The organism is Exiguobacterium sp. EA-TM-5, from assembly GCF_053878415.1.
The window spans coordinates 2,572,584-2,589,470 of the sequence record NZ_CM132670.1; the positions used below are offsets into that span (position 1 = coordinate 2,572,584).

15 protein-coding genes are annotated in these 16,887 nt (G+C 46.9%); 8 read left to right on the forward strand and 7 right to left on the reverse strand.

What is annotated here, in order from left to right:
• Positions 1–11 precede the first annotated feature (11 nt).
• From ACV3PA_RS13590 to ACV3PA_RS13615, 6 genes are all read left to right on the forward strand, one after another.
• Positions 12–701 carry a hypothetical protein gene (locus ACV3PA_RS13590; RefSeq protein WP_456125065.1) on the forward strand — a complete coding sequence of 230 codons (690 nt, stop codon included), beginning with the start codon at positions 12–14 and terminating at the stop codon, positions 699–701.
• Between the two features lie 17 nt (positions 702–718).
• Positions 719–1,642 carry an AAA family ATPase gene (locus tag ACV3PA_RS13595; protein WP_456125066.1) on the forward strand — a complete coding sequence of 308 codons (924 nt, stop codon included), beginning with the start codon at positions 719–721 and terminating at the stop codon, positions 1,640–1,642.
• Between the two features lie 6 nt (positions 1,643–1,648).
• The gene (locus ACV3PA_RS13600) at positions 1,649–2,713 is read left to right on the forward strand and encodes a DUF58 domain-containing protein (RefSeq protein WP_456125067.1); all 1,065 of its coding nucleotides are present in this window, start codon (positions 1,649–1,651) and stop codon (positions 2,711–2,713) included.
• 28 nt (positions 2,714–2,741) lie between these two features.
• The gene (locus ACV3PA_RS13605; protein ID WP_456125068.1) at positions 2,742–3,602 is read left to right on the forward strand and encodes an ABC transporter permease subunit; all 861 of its coding nucleotides are present in this window, start codon (positions 2,742–2,744) and stop codon (positions 3,600–3,602) included.
• Positions 3,602–4,630, forward strand: coding sequence for an ABC transporter permease subunit (locus ACV3PA_RS13610; RefSeq protein WP_456125069.1), 1,029 nt, complete (start codon positions 3,602–3,604; stop codon positions 4,628–4,630). Before ACV3PA_RS13605 ends, ACV3PA_RS13610 begins: the two co-directional genes overlap by 1 nt.
• Positions 4,631–4,744: 114 nt before the next feature.
• Entirely contained in the window at positions 4,745–5,917 is a 1,173-nt protein-coding gene (locus tag ACV3PA_RS13615) for an MFS transporter (protein WP_456125070.1), read from the forward strand.
• 50 nt (positions 5,918–5,967) lie between these two features.
• Here ACV3PA_RS13615 and ACV3PA_RS13620 read toward each other — a convergent pair whose 3' ends face one another.
• The 5 genes from ACV3PA_RS13620 to ACV3PA_RS13640 all read right to left on the reverse strand — a co-directional run bounded on the left by ACV3PA_RS13620 (position 5,968) and on the right by ACV3PA_RS13640 (position 13,049).
• Positions 5,968–7,062, reverse strand: coding sequence for an MFS transporter (locus ACV3PA_RS13620; RefSeq protein WP_456125071.1), 1,095 nt, complete (start codon positions 7,060–7,062; stop codon positions 5,968–5,970).
• Positions 7,063–7,226: 164 nt separating this feature from the next.
• Positions 7,227–9,782, reverse strand: a complete 2,556-nt coding sequence (locus ACV3PA_RS13625; RefSeq protein WP_456125072.1) for an ATP-binding protein — start codon at positions 9,780–9,782, stop codon at positions 7,227–7,229.
• Positions 9,783–9,988: 206 nt separating this feature from the next.
• On the reverse strand, positions 9,989–10,441 hold the full coding sequence (locus tag ACV3PA_RS13630; RefSeq protein WP_053452855.1) for a hypothetical protein: 453 nt from the start codon (positions 10,439–10,441) through the stop codon (positions 9,989–9,991).
• A 71-nt stretch (positions 10,442–10,512) separates the two neighbouring features.
• Positions 10,513–10,932, reverse strand: coding sequence for a hypothetical protein (locus tag ACV3PA_RS13635; RefSeq protein WP_053452854.1), 420 nt, complete (start codon positions 10,930–10,932; stop codon positions 10,513–10,515).
• Positions 10,932–13,049 (reverse strand): DNA topoisomerase III, encoded by a 2,118-nt coding sequence (locus ACV3PA_RS13640; RefSeq protein ID WP_053452853.1) that lies wholly within the window; start codon positions 13,047–13,049, stop codon positions 10,932–10,934. The genes ACV3PA_RS13635 and ACV3PA_RS13640 overlap by 1 nt, the downstream gene beginning before the upstream one ends.
• Positions 13,050–13,093: 44 nt before the next feature.
• On the opposite strand from ACV3PA_RS13640, the gene ACV3PA_RS13645 reads away from it, so the two are divergent.
• Positions 13,094–13,990: a DMT family transporter gene (locus ACV3PA_RS13645; RefSeq protein ID WP_456125073.1), complete on the forward strand. Its 897-nt coding sequence runs from the start codon at positions 13,094–13,096 to the stop codon at positions 13,988–13,990.
• Positions 13,991–14,035: 45 nt separating this feature from the next.
• Here the strand turns inward: ACV3PA_RS13645 and ACV3PA_RS13650 are convergent, their stop codons facing one another.
• On the reverse strand, positions 14,036–15,496 hold the full coding sequence (locus ACV3PA_RS13650) for an MDR family MFS transporter (RefSeq protein WP_053452851.1): 1,461 nt from the start codon (positions 15,494–15,496) through the stop codon (positions 14,036–14,038).
• Positions 15,497–15,641: 145 nt separating this feature from the next.
• On the opposite strand from ACV3PA_RS13650, the gene ACV3PA_RS13655 reads away from it, so the two are divergent.
• Positions 15,642–16,457, forward strand: coding sequence for an SDR family NAD(P)-dependent oxidoreductase (locus ACV3PA_RS13655; RefSeq protein ID WP_053452850.1), 816 nt, complete (start codon positions 15,642–15,644; stop codon positions 16,455–16,457).
• A 45-nt stretch (positions 16,458–16,502) separates the two neighbouring features.
• Here the strand turns inward: ACV3PA_RS13655 and ACV3PA_RS13660 are convergent, their stop codons facing one another.
• The gene (locus ACV3PA_RS13660; protein ID WP_456125074.1) at positions 16,503–16,874 is read right to left on the reverse strand and encodes a hypothetical protein; all 372 of its coding nucleotides are present in this window, start codon (positions 16,872–16,874) and stop codon (positions 16,503–16,505) included.
• Positions 16,875–16,887 lie beyond the last annotated feature (13 nt).

A 16,887-nucleotide genomic window follows, 5' to 3' on the forward strand; every position in this document is an offset into this window, starting at 1 on the left:
GAGGAATATGTGTGTTACGGCAACGCTTCATCATGTCGCTTGGTGTCATTTTGATTGGACTATTTTTGTTTCAAACTACCGCGACGTATATTTACACGCATTACATCATGCCGGATCCTTTTAAAAAGCCTTCGATGGCAGAGGCTGATGCAAACGGCGAAATCATTTTTAAAAACGATCGCCCATCTTCTAAAGCGAGAGGCAAAATGCCTTTTGAACCGATTGATCCACGACCTGGTCCAAAGGAGCTCTGGAAATCCTTTAAATCGGATGCGTCTAACTCTCCATTTTTTTATCTACAATACATCATTTTAATCACCTTGTTTAGTCTCATGATCTGGAAACTCGTTCAGTCACGTCGCGTGAAAAAACGACGTCATTCTACAGGAGAAGTAACGGATGACGTTCCACTCGCTCAATCAATCTTTCGCCCTGCTTCTTTAAGAAAATCGCCTTATCTGTATTCATCGTATTCGTCTTCACGTGTCCGCGATCTCGTCATCCACTTTGAGAAACGTTTACCTCGCGGTCAACAACGACGCCCGAACGAGACACTTGAAGACTGGTTACGTCGGATTAAGATCCCTGTCGATTTTCAGTTGTACCGGAATATCCGTTACGGCGACATGTCGGAAACAATCGTCACGGACGAAGAGATTCTACGCTTTGAACAACAATTAGCACGCTACTCATCACTTTAACCTTGGAGGGATTTCCTGTGAAACTACAACAATTAAAAGACCAACTCAATTCCATCTATCTCGGTAAACCAGACGTCATCGATCTCTGTCTGACGGCACTTATCGCTGAAGGACACATTCTTCTTGAAGATGTACCAGGAACCGGTAAAACGATGCTTGCGAAAGCACTCGCTCAAAGCTTCGAGAGTGCCTTCTCCCGGATTCAATTCACAGCGGACCTTCTCCCGTCAGATGTCATCGGTTCGGACTTCTTCAACTTAAAGACCCAAGAGTTCGAAAATAAACGTGGTCCGCTGTTCGCGAATGTCGTCTTGATTGATGAGATCAACCGTGCCGTTCCTCGGACACAATCGGCATTGCTTGAAGCGATGGAAGAACGCCAAGTCTCAATCGGCGGTACAACCTATCAGATGCCAGCCCCATTCTTCGTCATCGCGACACAAAACCCAATCGAGTCAGCCGGAACGTTCCCGCTACCAGATGCACAACTCGACCGGTTCATGGTCGCGATCGAAGTTGGTTATCCGGACTTCGAGAACGAACGCCGCTTGTTGACTGAGATTCTAACGAATGTTCGTCGTTCAGCTGTTGGGATCGCGTCAGGTGGAGACTTGATTTCCTGGCAGGAAGAAGCACGTCGTGTCCACGCATCACAAGACGTACTCGATTATCTATTACACATCGTCCAAGCGACACGGAACCATGAACTCGTTGAAGTTGGGGTTAGTCCGCGTGGCGCAATTGCGTTACTCCGTGCTTCCCAAAGTTATGCTTTCTTGAATCAACGTGATTTCATCATCCCAGAAGACATCAAACATCTTGCGAAACACGTCCTCTCCCACCGTTTGACACTGACACTCGAAGGCGGAATCAAAACGACGAAAGCCGGTGTGTTAACACATATTCTCGATGACGTTCCAGTTCCGGTCGAAATGGGGTGATACGTCATGCAGATTGAACGTTCCGTTCCATTTTGGCTAGAGCGTCGGTTATTTCCACTGTACGTCACAATGACGTTCATCTTCTTATTCATTCCAAGTCTTTCCGTCCTCGGTTTTTTGTTCGCAGCTTTGGCGACGATTCATTTCGTCGTCGGTCGAACAGAGAAACAGCTCCGTCGGGACGTGGCAATCGAATGGAAACACTATGAATCGTTAATGTTTAATCAAGAACAGACATCGCTCCACTTACAAGTCTTCGGCGTCGAATCTTTAAGTCAGCTCGGACTCGAAGCGACACTTCGTTTGCATACGGATGGTGTCATCTTTCCAGAGATGGACCCGCTTCACCCAGCAACATTTCATGCGGTGATCGACTCGGAAGATGACGTGACGATCCCGATTCAGACCGTTCGACGTGGACCGGCCGAGTTCGATGAGATCATCTTGACAATTCGCCTGCCTTGGAAGATGGGTGTCTATCTCTTTACGTTCGATACTTATCCGTCGTTTACGGTCTTACCATCCTTGACGGCACAAGCAACACCCTTGCTTTTGCAACGTTTACGAATCGGTGACCGACCAGACCGGTACTCACCGCTCAAGAACAAACTCGTTCAGCTTGGTGCAAAACCTTATACAGCGGAACCGTCAAAAGAGATTGATTGGTATGCGACGGCGAAGACCGGTCGGCTGCAAGCAAAAGTGTTCGAAACGAGTAATCAAGACACGTTTACGATTGCCTTGAATTTATCGGCACCAAGCGGCTACGGGCTCCATCAACAATTCGAGACATTCATCGAACAAGCAGCGTTTTTAATTAGTGAATTGATCAAGGAAGGCTGCAAGATCGAACTATTCCTCAATCGACTCGACGGAGCAAACCGGATGACGCATCTTTCGTTACAAGAAGGACAACCACAATTAAAGCATGTCTTAATGACCCTCTCGACGGTCTCGACGCGCGATTCGTTCATCGCGACACAACAGTTCGAACGCTACGTGCTTCGCCGTAAGCATATGAACAGTCAGTTGATCCAGATTGGGAATGACCGGATCCTCGCTATCGGTTGAGGATCCAAAGAAAGGAGTTTCTCACTTCATGGCTTTTATCGCTCGAAAATCGATGCAGCTCATCGTGGCATTTTTTGTCTTGATTGCGATCAGCGCCCTTCCGGCGCTCGTCGCACAAATGAAGTTCCATCCAGCAAGCTACTGGGAAGGTCTCAAGCAGCAATTTGCTCAATTAACGAAACTTGATGAAATTACTTATTTTAATGTAACGGCTCAAAAACAAGTTCTGCTACTCCCTTCTTTACAACCATACATTCAAGAGACTTTAATCATTTTTACGACAGCTATGCTGATTTCCGCGATAGGCGCCATTCTTTACGCCTATCTGTTTTATCGAAGTGGTCGCCGAACACGAACAGTGTTGAAACAGGCGACACGGACGCTTGAGATGGTCCCAGACTTATTTTGGATTATTCTCTCACAATTCCTCGTCATCTATTTATTTAAGATGACAGGCTATAACAAAATTGAGATTGCAGGAACCTATGCGGATTCGATTCGCTTTTTACCGATTCTCACGCTGACGTTGACAACACTGTTCTTCTTTATCAAATGGTTGACGACTCAAGTCCTTGAACAAGAAGCAGCACCATTCCTTGAACTAGCACGGGCAAAAGGTATTCATCCAACTGCTCTATTCTGGAAACATCTACTGCCAACGATGATCTATCGATTTTATCTATTTTTCCGAGCTAATATCATCACGGTCTTATCGAGTCTACTAATCATTGAGTACACGTTCCAAGTACAAGGGCTGTTTCGATTCGCTCTTTATTTTGGGCAAATGCCAATTTTGATGGTCATTTTATTTTTAATCTATCTACCGATTTTTATCATTGATTTACTGGCAGAATGGCTTATTCCTCAGGCTTGGAAAGGAGGGATTTGATGCGTCGAACGCTTATGCGAGATCCTATCTTTTGGCTCTGCGCCTCACTTCTTATTGGCTTATTACTTCTAAGTTTCGGTAATACGATTTTCCGCGATGGTCATGTTGACCAAATCTCGAATCGTTATGCTGAGGACGGTACATTCCTTGCGACGTCGCCTCTAAAACCATCGAGCGATCAATGGCTCGGTACGGATCGTTCCGGCTATGATCTCTTTCAAATGATGATTGAAGGTTTTAAATGGACCATTGGTGTATGTACGATTGTTGCTCTTAGTCGTATGATTCTCTCGTTAATCATTGCGATTCCGCTAGCTTTCCGAAATGCTCGCGTCAATCAATACTTGAAACTTGTCCTTGACGGCTTTTTAGTCTTACCACTCTCTCTCGTTGCTTTATTGCTGCTCTTCTCATCTCTTTTTTTTACAGACTCGACTGTGGTTCCACCACTATTTAATCGTGTGTCATTTGAATTGACTATTTTAATTCTACTAGGTCTGCCCTCTTTATCGCTCTATCTGATTGCTGAAACTCGTCAGTTACTCAGTCAAGAGTTCATGATTGTCGCCCAGACGCTCGGTGGTAGTCCATGGTATCGATTCAGACGTCACATTTGGCCGCACCTTGTTCCAACGTTGACAATCGTTTTTATGCAACAGTTCATTCAAACATTGATGTTACTGATTCATTTATCACTCTTAGGCATTTTCTTCGCCGGCACAGTCGCTTTATATGAAGGTGTTATGCCAACGATTTTTGAATGGTCATCGATGTTCGGCTATTACTTCAACCAGTTTTCCGCAACATCTTGGCTCAATCATATGTTCCTCGTTCCGCTTATTGGACTAGCATTAGTCGTCTTTTTCAGTAATCTATTCATGAGTCGCCTCGAACGGGCTTTCCGTTTCCGCCAGCAACTAAAACCAATCAAGCTATCGGCATCTCGTGCCCAAGACGAAGCAGCCGCGACGTCGTTGGTTGATCCCTTTACACCCGTTGCACTGAAATCCCATCACGATTCTGATTGACAATCCATTTTTTTCCTCTTACACTAGAAAAAAACATGAAATGAGGGCGTCCGATGTAAATCATTCTGAATTCTCACTCCTAACTAAATACGTACGATATGGAGGTCATTCAGAATGAACCGGTTTACGCTTTTATTGGTCAGTCAATGGATTGCGAATGCGGGAGATGCGCTCTATATCGTCTCCCTGATCGCGATGATTTATCAAACGACAGGGCAAGCGAGTCTCGCTGCCCTGTTTCCTGTTCTCGTCACAGCAGGGATGACAGGAAGTGGCTTTTTATTCGCTCAAGTCGCTCAACGAGTCCCACATGCATCTTTATTATTTAGTAGCCAGCTCCTCAAGACGATTCTTTTAGGCATCATCTGGGGACTTGATTTATCACTGCCACTCGTTCTTGGGCTCGTTGGTTGTATCGCCTTCTTCGACGGATTTGCTCGTCCGATCGAGAGTGCTTTCATCCCTCGACTATGCCAAGACGTTCAAAAGGCAAACAGTCTCGTACAAGGTTCGAATCAAGTGATTCAGCTCGTCATGTGGCCGCTCGGTGCCATTCTCGTCAGTCTGTTATCGCCGCTTTCCGTCTTGTCCGTCTCAGCGGGTCTCTTTTTAAGTGCAAGTGTCATCAGTTATCTGTTTTACCGGAGCGTCCGTACTTTAGCTGATCCAGCAATGGATGGTGAAGATATTTCCTTCCGGTCAAGCATTCGCTATACACGAGCACACCCTTACGCGAAAGCCAACACGTACCTCGTCGGAATCGATGCGTTCGTCAGTACGGCTTGGATTTCTGCATTGTTCCTCGTCTACATCGACACCCACTTCCAGTTATCAGAACGCTGGTGGGGTATTCTAAACGCCTTTTATCTACTCAGTATGATTGCCGGTAGTTATATGATGTTACGTCGTCGCGGGACGCGTTCTTTGCTTTATCGCAGCATCGGCTTATCCATTGGGGCGACTTTCTTGTTCGCCTTCGCTCCGGTCGTCACGCTTGCCGTGATCGCCTGCCTATTTCAAGGCTTCGCCAGTCAAGTCCGGGCAATTGAGCTAAATACGTTGTTGCAAACGACGACACCACTCGAACGGTTACCATATGTCTACAGCATTCAGCAAACCGTTTACGCACTCTGTTTCTGTCTCGGCAGTTTATTATTCGGCTGGCTCGCTGATCTGTTTGCGATTGAGTTCGTCTATGCACTCGCAGGCGTTCTCTCCCTATTGATGTGGCAACCAGCTCGTCAGTTATTAAATCGTTCGATGCCAACACAAAAACAAGTATCGTAATTATCACGCAGAAGGACAAAGGTCATCGCACCTTTGTCCTTCTTTTTGATTCAGTTCCGACGCGTTCGCGTCATAACATACAATAGGAGTAACACAAGTGCGACGAAACCAAGTGCAGCATACGTCATCTGAAGCGAGAAAGTATGTTCGATCAGGATGAACAACATTCCGGTCCCAAGAACTGACACACGTTCGATGACCGAGATCAGCGACGTAAATGTCGCGCGTCCGTTTTCTGGTGCTACTTCTTGAATAATTGTCGTCACATACTGCTCTACCCAGCCGTAACACAAGTACAACAGACCGAGTAACCCGATACTGATCAGCGGTGACGCCACTGACAATCCAGCAAGGCAGACGATGTAGATCATCGCCCACCCGACGGGCGATCGAACCCGTGACAAGGACGCACCGATTGCCTGCATGAGTTGAAGCAACACGAAGACGAGACCCATATAGATCATCGGTATCGACTGGTCACGTAAATAAAGTTGCCAAAACTCATCAACGAAATCAATTGTTGCTGCGTATAACAAGACAAGGCAAAGGATTCGAACATAAACACACCGGATCGAAAACGCTTTGAGCAATGCCAAAAATGAATGAGACTTCTCCTCTGTTATCCGAGGTGCTTCCTTCAGGAAACACGATAACAGCACCGTTCCGAGTAAGACCCACCAAGATACTTGATAATGCCAGATCAAGTCGACGAATCGGACCGCATAACTACCTATGAGCGCTGCAAGTCCTGCCGTGAGCAAACCACAAATCGATATCATCCGCCAAATCACTTCAAATCGCACCGCTATCCCATGCATATGCAATGTTTCATAGACGTGTGCTTCAAGCGCTCCACTAAGTGCTGCGCTACCGATACCAGCAAATACCATCGCTAAGAGGAATGCAGATAGTGAATAGGCTTCAAGCAACACCGTGAACGATAACCACTCGCATACAAAACCAGCCAGAATGAATGGCTTTCTACCCCATCGATCGGATAATAGACCAAACGGCACCTCACAAATCAACATCACCCAAGCAAAGACAACCTCAGCGATGACGACATCAGCAATACTCATACCGCGTGCTTCCCAGTAGAATCGTTCAATCACATAAGCCGGAATGAACGCACTACTCCCTTCCATGAGTGCCCAAAGAATGATCGATCGCCGGACTTAACAAGGCCATCTACTACGCCGCATCTCCTCACTTCCTTTCTTTTTTATATAACTCGATTCCCGTTTCGTAGGTAAAATCAACAAAAAACGTCCGTTTGATTTCATGAACAGTCAAACGGACGTTTTGGATTTTAACACTCGTCAACTGATTCTGTAACCGGGACAACGGACTGAACGATCGGCAATTCGACGATGAACACCGAACCGACACCTTCTGTTGATTCGACATGAATCATCCCTTCGTGTGAACGAACGATTTCCTGACAAATCGCGAGCCCGAGACCCGTACCGCCGATTTTCCGACTATCGGAATTATCAACGCGATAAAACTTACTGAATAGTTGTGGCAACGCATGACGGGGAATACCGATTCCTTCGTCTTCAATTTTTAACTGAACGCGATCTTCGACTTGACGCATCGTGATCGTAATCTGACCACCATCCGGTGAATACTTAATCGCATTATTAATGAGATTCGTAAATAGTTGACGCATCTTTTGCTCATCAGCATGAATCCGTCCTGTCGTTGATTCCTCGAAATCAAGGACGAGTTCATGATCTTTCGCCGAAGCCGTATGGAACTCGGCCGTCTCCTGAATGACTTTTATCAAATCGAGCGGTTTGAATTCATACTGTTGCTGACTCGACTCCATTCGTTGTACGTCTAAGAAGTCATTGACGAGATTCGTTAACCGTTCGGTTTCAGCATGAATCGTCTCGAGATACCGCTGACGTTTGGATTCATTGACGTCTCGCGCAAGCATCAATTCTGTATAACCGTAAATTGACGCAAGTGGTGTCCGCAATTCATGTGATACGGTTGAGACGAACTCCGATTTCATCCGATCGATTGCTGTCTCTGCCGTCACGTCACGTAAGACAAGCATTGTGCCGCGGAAACAACCGCCATAATGAATTTCTTCTGCATACAACGTGATGAATCGTTCTTCTTTATTCAAGGACAACGATAAGCTTTCTGTCGGAATTTCCTGGCTACAGACGTGATCCATATAGGTTAAGAACGCCTCGTGTTGATCGACCTGCACCGCTAGCTCTTCGATTTTAACATCAAGCGTCATCAACCCTTCATCCGCGACTTGATCATGTGCAGGGTGATGGAACAACGCGAGCAACGGTTTGTTCGCAAAGATCGTTTCCCCTTCGATATAAATGACAGCCTCTCGAATCGAGTGAAGGAGTTTCGACGTTTTTTCGCGTTCTCGTTCGACTTCCTCAAAGACACGCATCCGGAGCAAGGAGAGTGCCAATTGACGCGAGAACGACCAAATTTCGTTCGTCTGATCTTCCGTGAAGGCATCTCGGTAACGAACGAGATAGATACTCGCAATCATCGTATTCGTTGCTGGGTCCATGACCGGTACGACAATTTCATACATTGTGTACGGATATGGAAGTGGATGATGACTTGCGACTTGTTTACTTGAGCGAACGGCGCGTTTGTTCAAGCGTGCGCGTTCGATTAACGATGTCGAAGCATGCAGTAACTGATGCTCTTGTGCTGTCGTCATCCCGTACGAGACGATATCCGTATAACGGTCTTGCTCTAAGAAAACAATCGCGCCAAGTTCAGCATCAGTGATCGTAATCAACTTTTCGATGATCGCTGGGTACGCCGTCAACGTTTCACGCGAAGCAAGCGTCTCCGTCAACTCGTTTCGATAACGCAAATGCGTCTCGTTACGTAACGTGATATCAAGCGCTTCTTCGAGTTCTTCCTGTTGCGATTGCAGTTCTTCTTGTTGCGCAATCAACTCTTCCTGCTGACTTTGCAGTTCATCATTACTTGAGACGAGTTGGTATTTTTGACCCGAGATAGCGGCTGCCATCTGGTTAAACGTCGTCGTCAATTCACCAATCTCATCTTGACGGTTCGTGATGACGATTGGTGTCGCATCCTCACCATTCGCGAGTCGTCCACTTTCGCGGTTCAATTGACGCAACTGACGTGTCAAGCGACGAACGAACGGTCGCACGAAGACGAGTGTGATCAATAATAAAATCGCGATATTGACCGCTCCGAGGATTTGTGACGAGTTGACTTGTTTGCCGAGTCGTTCTTGTGCTACCGTCTCTTGATCATTTAAGGAATTGCGATACTTCGTAAAGACCGTCTCCATATCGACGATACTCGAACTCATATCAGCTGCACTTTTCGTTTTGATATTGAACTTCCGCTGTGGATCGAGTGTTTTTGATTTCGTAACTTTCCCGAGTGTCGGCATCTGTAAGAATGGTTCCGTCACCTTACCGTCTTTTTTCGCCGCGACATAGTTGATGAGACTTGGCATGACACGTTGTGTATAGGCGGTATAAAGTTCCCGAGCGTCCGTTGCGTATTGTCGTTCTTCTTTAAAACGTGCATTGCGCTCGAACCAAGTCGTTTGCCGGTTGATACCGTTCTTTTTCGCTTCGATTTCCTTTAACATCTCTTCGTCGCCTAGTAAGACGAAACCACGCACTTCATACTGCATGCTTTGCCACGACTCATATAAATCGGTCGCCCGTGTCCGGTGCTCATTTAGCATCTTCAACTCTTGTCGTGATTCATCCACCTGTTGTTTCGTATATAGGTAAACACCACCAGTCGTTAACAGCAGTGTCAAAAAAATCACATAAAACGCGGACATGATTTGACGTCCAATCGTTCGATTCAGCCATGTTTTCATTGGAGGAATTCAACTCCTTTCCCTTTACCCATATCCAGCAATAAAGGTATTCCCGTCCATTCATTGTAAACTTTTTTCAATCGATACACAGTATTCTGCTCAAAAAGATTTCAATTTCATACAACTTTAATCTAAATCGTTGTATATGACAATTAGATGTCACGATTTGACGGTTTCCAATAAAAAAAGAGCCTCTCAGGACTCTTTTAATGATGATGGTGATGACTATGACTGTGATTACGGACCGGCTGTTCGTCTGCTAAATGATCTGCATCCAAAATACCAAGCCGTAAATACTGGGCTAACACTTGTTTTTTTGTCGTTTCCGAAATCTCGTCCGCTCCTTGAACGAGCTTTAAAATACCCGTCGCAATCCGAAACGGTTCGAGATTCGACTTTTCAACCGGAAAACTTCTTAACGATTCTAAGTAAGCGACGTAATTTAGTGCATCTGATTCCACTGGACTGACAAGACGCGCTGCATGTTCGCGCAGTTGAGTCGTCAAAGAATTCGTTGAGATCCCCTTTGAGGCAGCAGATATAACTCCGAACAGAATGAAACCGATGATGAGAACAAAAAAACCGACAATGAAAATCGGTATGCCTGATAAAAAACCTGCGCCTCCAAACTCATCGTCTATGAATGATAGTGTAAACATAATGAATCCTCCCCTTGAACAAGATGATAACGATAAATCATACTACGTCATCCTGTTCAAGAAAGTTTCACCTAGTTAGGTAGTTTTTGTAATTCGGCTTGGAACCAGTCTTCGACGAAGAACCGTTCTGTATCTGTCTCGATTTGGTACGAATACAACACCTCGAAGTCACCTTCCGTCAACATCGGCAACGTCAACTCCCGCACGAGATGGCGTAACTCTTCCGTCAATTCAGCTTCATAGCGGATGAATCCATCCTCTCGGTGCTCGACTTCCGTCAAATACGGAAGCAAAATGTGCTTGCCGAACGATTGTGGATCGTCAATTACTTCCGCTGTCACACCAAATAATTCTTCTGCTTCTTCGACGAGTCCTTCTGCCGACTGCACTTCGATGTGGTCCGGAAACCAGACCGTCAAACGAAGCCCCTCTTGTAAAAGTCGTTCAAAGACGGGACGAAACGTTTGATTTTGAATCAATTCATATTGCATCAGTCTTCTCCTTTCGTAAATTCGAATTTTAATTGATCTCGTTCGAGATAAAGCATCGCCTTAAACTGACGCGCATTCTTTTTCATCTCAAGCGGCTTTGTCTTCTGACCAGCGAGTACTTTTTTGACTTCCGTCTGCGTCAGTCGGGCACCTAGAATCGTTTTCGGTAATGTAAAACCACAGTTGTTCTTTTGATATCCACTACACCCATAAAACTTCCCACGATCAAGGACTGCTGACTGGCACAGTGGACATGGACCGACCGGGCGATTCGTTGCTCCACGCGGTGATTTGCTTTTGACTTGCGTCGGATCAACAGCGAGTTGTTCAATTCGTTGTTTCGCATCGACGACGAGATGCTCCGACAATTTTTTCGCCTGTTCAATGAACTGGGCGGCAGATGCTTCGCCTTTCCCAATCTGTTCAAGACGGCTCTCCCACTTCGCTGTCATTTCCGGTGAGGCAAGGATACTTCCCGTCACGGCATCGATCAATATTCGACCTTTTGGCGTCGGATGAATCTCTTTTTTGACGAGTTTGATGTACTCTCGCCGTTTTAGTCCGTCGATGATTCCAGCACGGGTTGCTTCCGTCCCGAGTCCTTCAATCTCCTTCATGATCGCTTGCAGATCGTCCTCAAGCAGTTTACCTGCCGTTTTCATACCGAGGATCAGTGTCCCTTCCGTATAGCGTTTCGGCGGTTCTGTTTGTTTCTCAAGCAGACGACAGCCTTTGATTGGCATCTCTTGTCCTTGTTCAACAGCTGGCAATTCGACTTCCTTCGCTTCGATTTGCAGGACCTGTTTAAAGCCCGGATCAATCGTTCGACTACCGCGTGTCAGGAAACGATCCATCTCACGCGTCGTTACGATTTCTGTTTTCTCTGAGACCGCGTCTGGTGCAAATGCTGCTAGAAAACGTCGAACGATCAAATCGTAGACTTGGGCATCGCGACCCGATAACTTAGCGACGGCACCCGCCTCTTCTGTCGGAATGATCGCATAGTGGTCGCTGACTTTCGCCGGATTGACGTAGCGTTTATCATTTGCCGGATTATTCGTCAGGATATCTTTGATTGGGCTGTACTCGGCTTGTTTTAGTAACCGATTGAGTATGATCGGGAACTGACCTGCTTCCTCTTTCGTCACGAAAGACGAGTCTGTTCGCGGATAACTGATCCATCCGCGAATGTAGAGTTTTTGTGCGATATCGAGCGTCTCTTTGGCACCGAGTCCAAAGCGTCGGCTCGCTTCCGTTTGTAAAAGTGACAAACTGAACCAAAACGGTGGACGTTCCGTTTGCCTTTTTTTCTCGATTGATGCGACGATGCCTGTTCCTTTCGTCCGATCGACAATCGCTTGGGCGAGCTCCCGATCACTCAGTTTCGTCTGTTTCTTCGCATTGATGTATTTCCCTTTGTAACGAGTAAAATCTGCTTCGACTTCATAATACGTCTCCGGTTGGAAATTCTCGATCTGTTTTTCTCGTTCGACGATCAAAGCGAGCGTCGGTGTTTGGACCCGTCCGAGCGAAAAGACGTCTGCAATGCCTTTCTTTTTCAGTAACGTCGTATAGGCACGGGACGCATTCATCCCAATCAACCAGTCAGCGCAAGCGCGACTCATCGCCTCGTGGAAAATGTTTTCCGTTTCCTTACCATCAAGTAGATTCGCAAAACCATGATCGACGGCTTGCGGCGTTAGGCTGGAAATCCAAAGTCGTTGCAGTGGTTTCGCATTGTTTGCAAGACGTAAAATCAACCGTACGATTGCCTCTCCCTCTCGTTCGGCATCCGATGCTATAATGATGGAAGTCGTCGTCCGCTCGTTTAATAATTTTTTGATGACTTGATACGGTTTGCTCTTGCCCTTTGCTAGTCGGTAATCAAATCGTTCCGGAATAATCGGCAAATGGTCATAGTTCCAGCGCTTCCATTTGGCGTCGTAATGCGCTGGCTCTTGGAGTTCGCACAAGTGTCCGACCGCATAGGCGAGTTTTGCACCTTGCGGAAACCGATCGCAGGGCTTGATTTCAATGTAGCCGTCTCGTTTCACGGACGGGTACGGAGCCGCCAGTTTTTCAGCTTGTTTTGGTTTTTCAGCAATAATCAATTGCACACGCTTCACCCTCATTTCCTTACTTCAGACATGTGGAGGTACCCATGCCCTATTTTACGTTATTCATGGCTTTATTCTTTATTTCAACATCGGCAATCTTCGTTAAGTGGGCGGAGACCCCGATTGAGGCTGTCGCGTTTTACCGCATGTTGTTCTCGACCTTGTTGTTGCTTCCGCTCATTCGATTGAAGGAACTTTTGCAACTCAGTTCGTCGACGATTCGACACATGCTACTAAGTGGCTTTTTGCTCGCCGGTCATTTTTGGCTGTGGTTCCTCTCTCTTGATTATACGACAGTTGCGAGCTCGACGCTCTTCGTGACAGCAAGTCCGATTTTCGTCCTCGCTGGTAACGCGCTATTTTTCAAACAACATCCGTCGCGTAAAGCACTTCTGTTTGTCGCCGTCGCATTGTTCGGTGGCGGACTAGTCGCTTATGGTGATATCGCTGTCGGCATGCGTGCCTTGATTGGAGACGGTCTTGCTTTACTAGCAACGATTCTCGTCGCCGGTTACTGGCTGCTCGGACAACACGTTCGGACGAGTGTCTCAACGAACCTCTATTCGTTTGGTGTCTATGCCGTCGCGTCAATTGTCTTGCTGTTACTATCATTGATTCAATCGACGAATCTTGTTGCTTCGTTCCAACAGGACTGGTGGCTCTATATTCTTCTCGCCGTCTTCCCGACGTTACTCGGTCACAATTTGTTCAACTGGGCACTCGCGCGCGTCAGCGCCAGTATCGTCAGCATCACGATCCTCGGTGAAGCGGTTTGGGGCATGATTTTTGGTTATTATCTGTTTGATGAAAAGTTGACATGGATTCAAATCACAGGTGCGGCTTTACTGTTGATCGGAATCGGATTGTTCCTCCGACGCAATGAACGCGATATTCGTGAACAGATTGCTCAGCGCGAGAGTGCGAGCAGTCACTCTTCCTAATATGAAAAGCGGACCAGGATGAACATCATCCTGGTCCGCTTTTCATTATGATCGTGGGTCCTCAGGTCGGACTTTTGGTAAACGCCATGTCATCGCGAACGCGAGAACAGCGCAAATGATTCCACCGATGAAGACGTAACGCAAACCGTGAGACAATGCGATTTCTGCTGCATACTGCACGTCTTGTCCGAACATTTTTGCCGTACTTGATTGGAAAAAGGGATCAATCGCGTAATCGGAAAGTTTATCCGACGCTGCAAACGAACGGAGAATCGATAAGTTAAAGATTGTCCCAAAGATCGCTACACCAAGCGTCTGTCCTGTCGTACTCAGGAACGAGTTAACAGCTGTTGCTGATCCACGAAGTGACCAATCGACGGACGTCTGGAGCACAACCATGAAGACCGGTTGCGAGAGACCAAAGCCGATTCCGATTAGTGAAACGGCAAGATAGATGAAGACATCACTCGACTCTCGCGTAATCAACGATAAAATCGTCGTACCGACGATCAGCAATCCCATCCCGGTCATCGTCCGGTATCGGGGTGAAGCGACACCAATCGTGCGTCCACCAATGATTGCCGTTAGCGTCCAAAAAAGGGACAGTGGCATCAACATGAACCCGGCTTCGGTCGGACTCTTTCCGAGCACGCCTTGGGCAAAGATCGGAATATACGCCGACATTGAGACGAGCACCCAGGCGGAAAAGAAGACCGCCAAGTTAATCACAAGAATGACAGGATGACGAATGACCGCTGGCGGCAACAGCGGATCGCTTGCCTTTTTCTCAACACGATAAAACGTAAACAGTAAAACGAAACTAATGAAAAAGCTGGCTAGAATGACTGGACGTAAGAATGTCTCCGATTCACTGCCTGATAATAAGCCATACAGAAATGCACTCATCCCGAGCGCAAACAGTAACGCACCCCGATAATCAATTTTCCGCTCCGTTTCGCGGACCGTCTCTTTGTAGTACACGACAATCATGAAAAAGGACAATAACGCAAACGGCACGTTCAACAAGAAGATATAGCGCCATGAGAGTGATTCAACAAGGAACCCACCGACGAGTGGTCCGGCGACACCCGAAATCCCCCATACTGCACTGAGAACCCCTTGGATTTTCCCGCGTTCCTCATATGTATACAAATCACCGATAATCGTCATCGCAATCGGTAACACGGCCCCTGCTCCAATCCCTTGAACGGCACGGAAGACGATTAACATCTCCATCGATTGAGCGAGTCCACAGGCTAACGAAGCCACCGTAAAGACACCAATCCCGAACAACAGGACGCGTTTTCGTCCATATAAATCGGCCATTTTTCCATAAATCGGTGTCGAGACAGCCATGAACAACAAGAAGCCGGCAAAAATCCAACTGACTAATTTTGCCCCGTTCAGCTCACTCGCCATGACAGGTGTTGCCGTTGCGACGATCGTCCCCTCGATCGCGGCTAAAAACGTTGCGAGCAACAGCGCGACAGTTACTTTTTTCCTCATTTGTTCCACTTCCTCTCTCCTGTTCTATCATACTGGTTGGACCAGTGATAAGAAAAGTAAATGCTTACGAGATAGGATTCGCGGGAACGGTATGGAATGGTATACACTAGACTCAGATTCACGATTTCGAATGGAGGAATGTCCTATGTTACGAAAAACAGCCCTGATTACCGGTGCATCGGGTGGAATCGGACTCGACCTCGCTGTCCTTGCAGCGCGCGATGGTTTTGATTGTGTCCTCGTTGCCCGCAATGAAAAAAAGTTGAAGGAACTGCAACAAGTCCTCGAAAAACGCTATCAGATTAAAGTGTATGTATTTGCTGCTGATTTATCACTAAACGATAGTGTTGATCGCCTTGTGCAGTACTTAGAGGAGCAAGAGTTGACGGTTGATCTGCTGTTCAATAACGCCGGCTTCGCCACATCGGGACGCTTTGCAGAAATTGATCCAACAGAAGATATCAACTCAATCCAAGTCAATGTCGTCGCCTTAACGGACTTGACGAAACGGCTCTTACCGGGAATGGTCGAACGTGGTTTTGGACGCATCTTGAATGTCGCGTCTGTTGCCGCCTTCATGCCAGGACCTTACATGAGTGTGTACTATGCGACAAAAGCCTATGTCCTCTCATTCTCCGAAGCACTTGCAACGGAAGTCGACGGCTCTGGCGTCAGCGTGACATGCCTCTGTCCGGGACCAACTGATACGAACTTCTTCGATCGAGCGAACATCACGCTACCGTTCAAGAGTATGCCGTCTCACCTCGTCGCTTTTGCTGGATATCGTGGCATGCTCAAAGGTCGCCGCGTCGTCGTTCCAGGTGCAAGCAACCGAGCAATGGTTTCCTTGTCTCGTCTCTTACCACGTCGCCTGCTAACAGAAGTGACAGGTCGGATCCAGGACCCGACTCGCCAACAAGAAGGATCAACCGAAGAAGATCTCCTGTACGCCAACTCATAAAAAAAATCCGGAAGAGCCAGATGCCTGGTTCTTCCGGATTTTTGTTTATGCTTCATGATGACGGAATCGTCGCGTCGCGTAACGTTTGACGCGATCAAACGTCGTCGTATACCGGTACAGATAACGAACGATCAGTGCACCCGTAATCGAGACAATGTAACCCGCCGATAAGACGAGTAACCAGGAGACAATCGCAAGGAACCAAGAGCTCTCGAACCGTAAATGTTGAAACAGCAATCCTTCTGACGAGGTAATCAACATAGCACTAGGAAAAATAGCGGCAGCGAGTAAGTAACAAGCAGCATAACGTCCTCTAATCGTACCTTTCATCAACAGAATACTGCCGAATACTAAACCAATACTCGAGACGATGAGCAACATGACGACATAAGCAAGCGAAATCGATGATCCCAGCATATGCCTTCCCTCC

Coding starts and splice junctions, on each gene's coding strand:
- ACV3PA_RS13600 (WP_456125067.1), top strand. CDS start 1,649: ATGCAGATTGAACGTTCCGTTCCATTTTGGCTAGAGCGTCGGTTATTT.
- ACV3PA_RS13605 (WP_456125068.1), top strand. CDS start 2,742: ATGGCTTTTATCGCTCGAAAATCGATGCAGCTCATCGTGGCATTTTTT.
- ACV3PA_RS13610 (WP_456125069.1), top strand. CDS start 3,602: ATGCGTCGAACGCTTATGCGAGATCCTATCTTTTGGCTCTGCGCCTCA.
- ACV3PA_RS13615 (WP_456125070.1), top strand. CDS start 4,745: ATGAACCGGTTTACGCTTTTATTGGTCAGTCAATGGATTGCGAATGCG.
- ACV3PA_RS13620 (WP_456125071.1), bottom strand. CDS start 7,062: ATGGAAGGGAGTAGTGCGTTCATTCCGGCTTATGTGATTGAACGATTC.
- ACV3PA_RS13625 (WP_456125072.1), bottom strand. CDS start 9,782: ATGAAAACATGGCTGAATCGAACGATTGGACGTCAAATCATGTCCGCG.
- ACV3PA_RS13630 (WP_053452855.1), bottom strand. CDS start 10,441: ATGTTTACACTATCATTCATAGACGATGAGTTTGGAGGCGCAGGTTTT.
- ACV3PA_RS13635 (WP_053452854.1), bottom strand. CDS start 10,932: ATGCAATATGAATTGATTCAAAATCAAACGTTTCGTCCCGTCTTTGAA.
- ACV3PA_RS13645 (WP_456125073.1), top strand. CDS start 13,094: ATGCCCTATTTTACGTTATTCATGGCTTTATTCTTTATTTCAACATCG.
- ACV3PA_RS13650 (WP_053452851.1), bottom strand. CDS start 15,496: ATGAGGAAAAAAGTAACTGTCGCGCTGTTGCTCGCAACGTTTTTAGCC.
- ACV3PA_RS13655 (WP_053452850.1), top strand. CDS start 15,642: ATGTTACGAAAAACAGCCCTGATTACCGGTGCATCGGGTGGAATCGGA.
- ACV3PA_RS13660 (WP_456125074.1), bottom strand. CDS start 16,874: ATGCTGGGATCATCGATTTCGCTTGCTTATGTCGTCATGTTGCTCATC.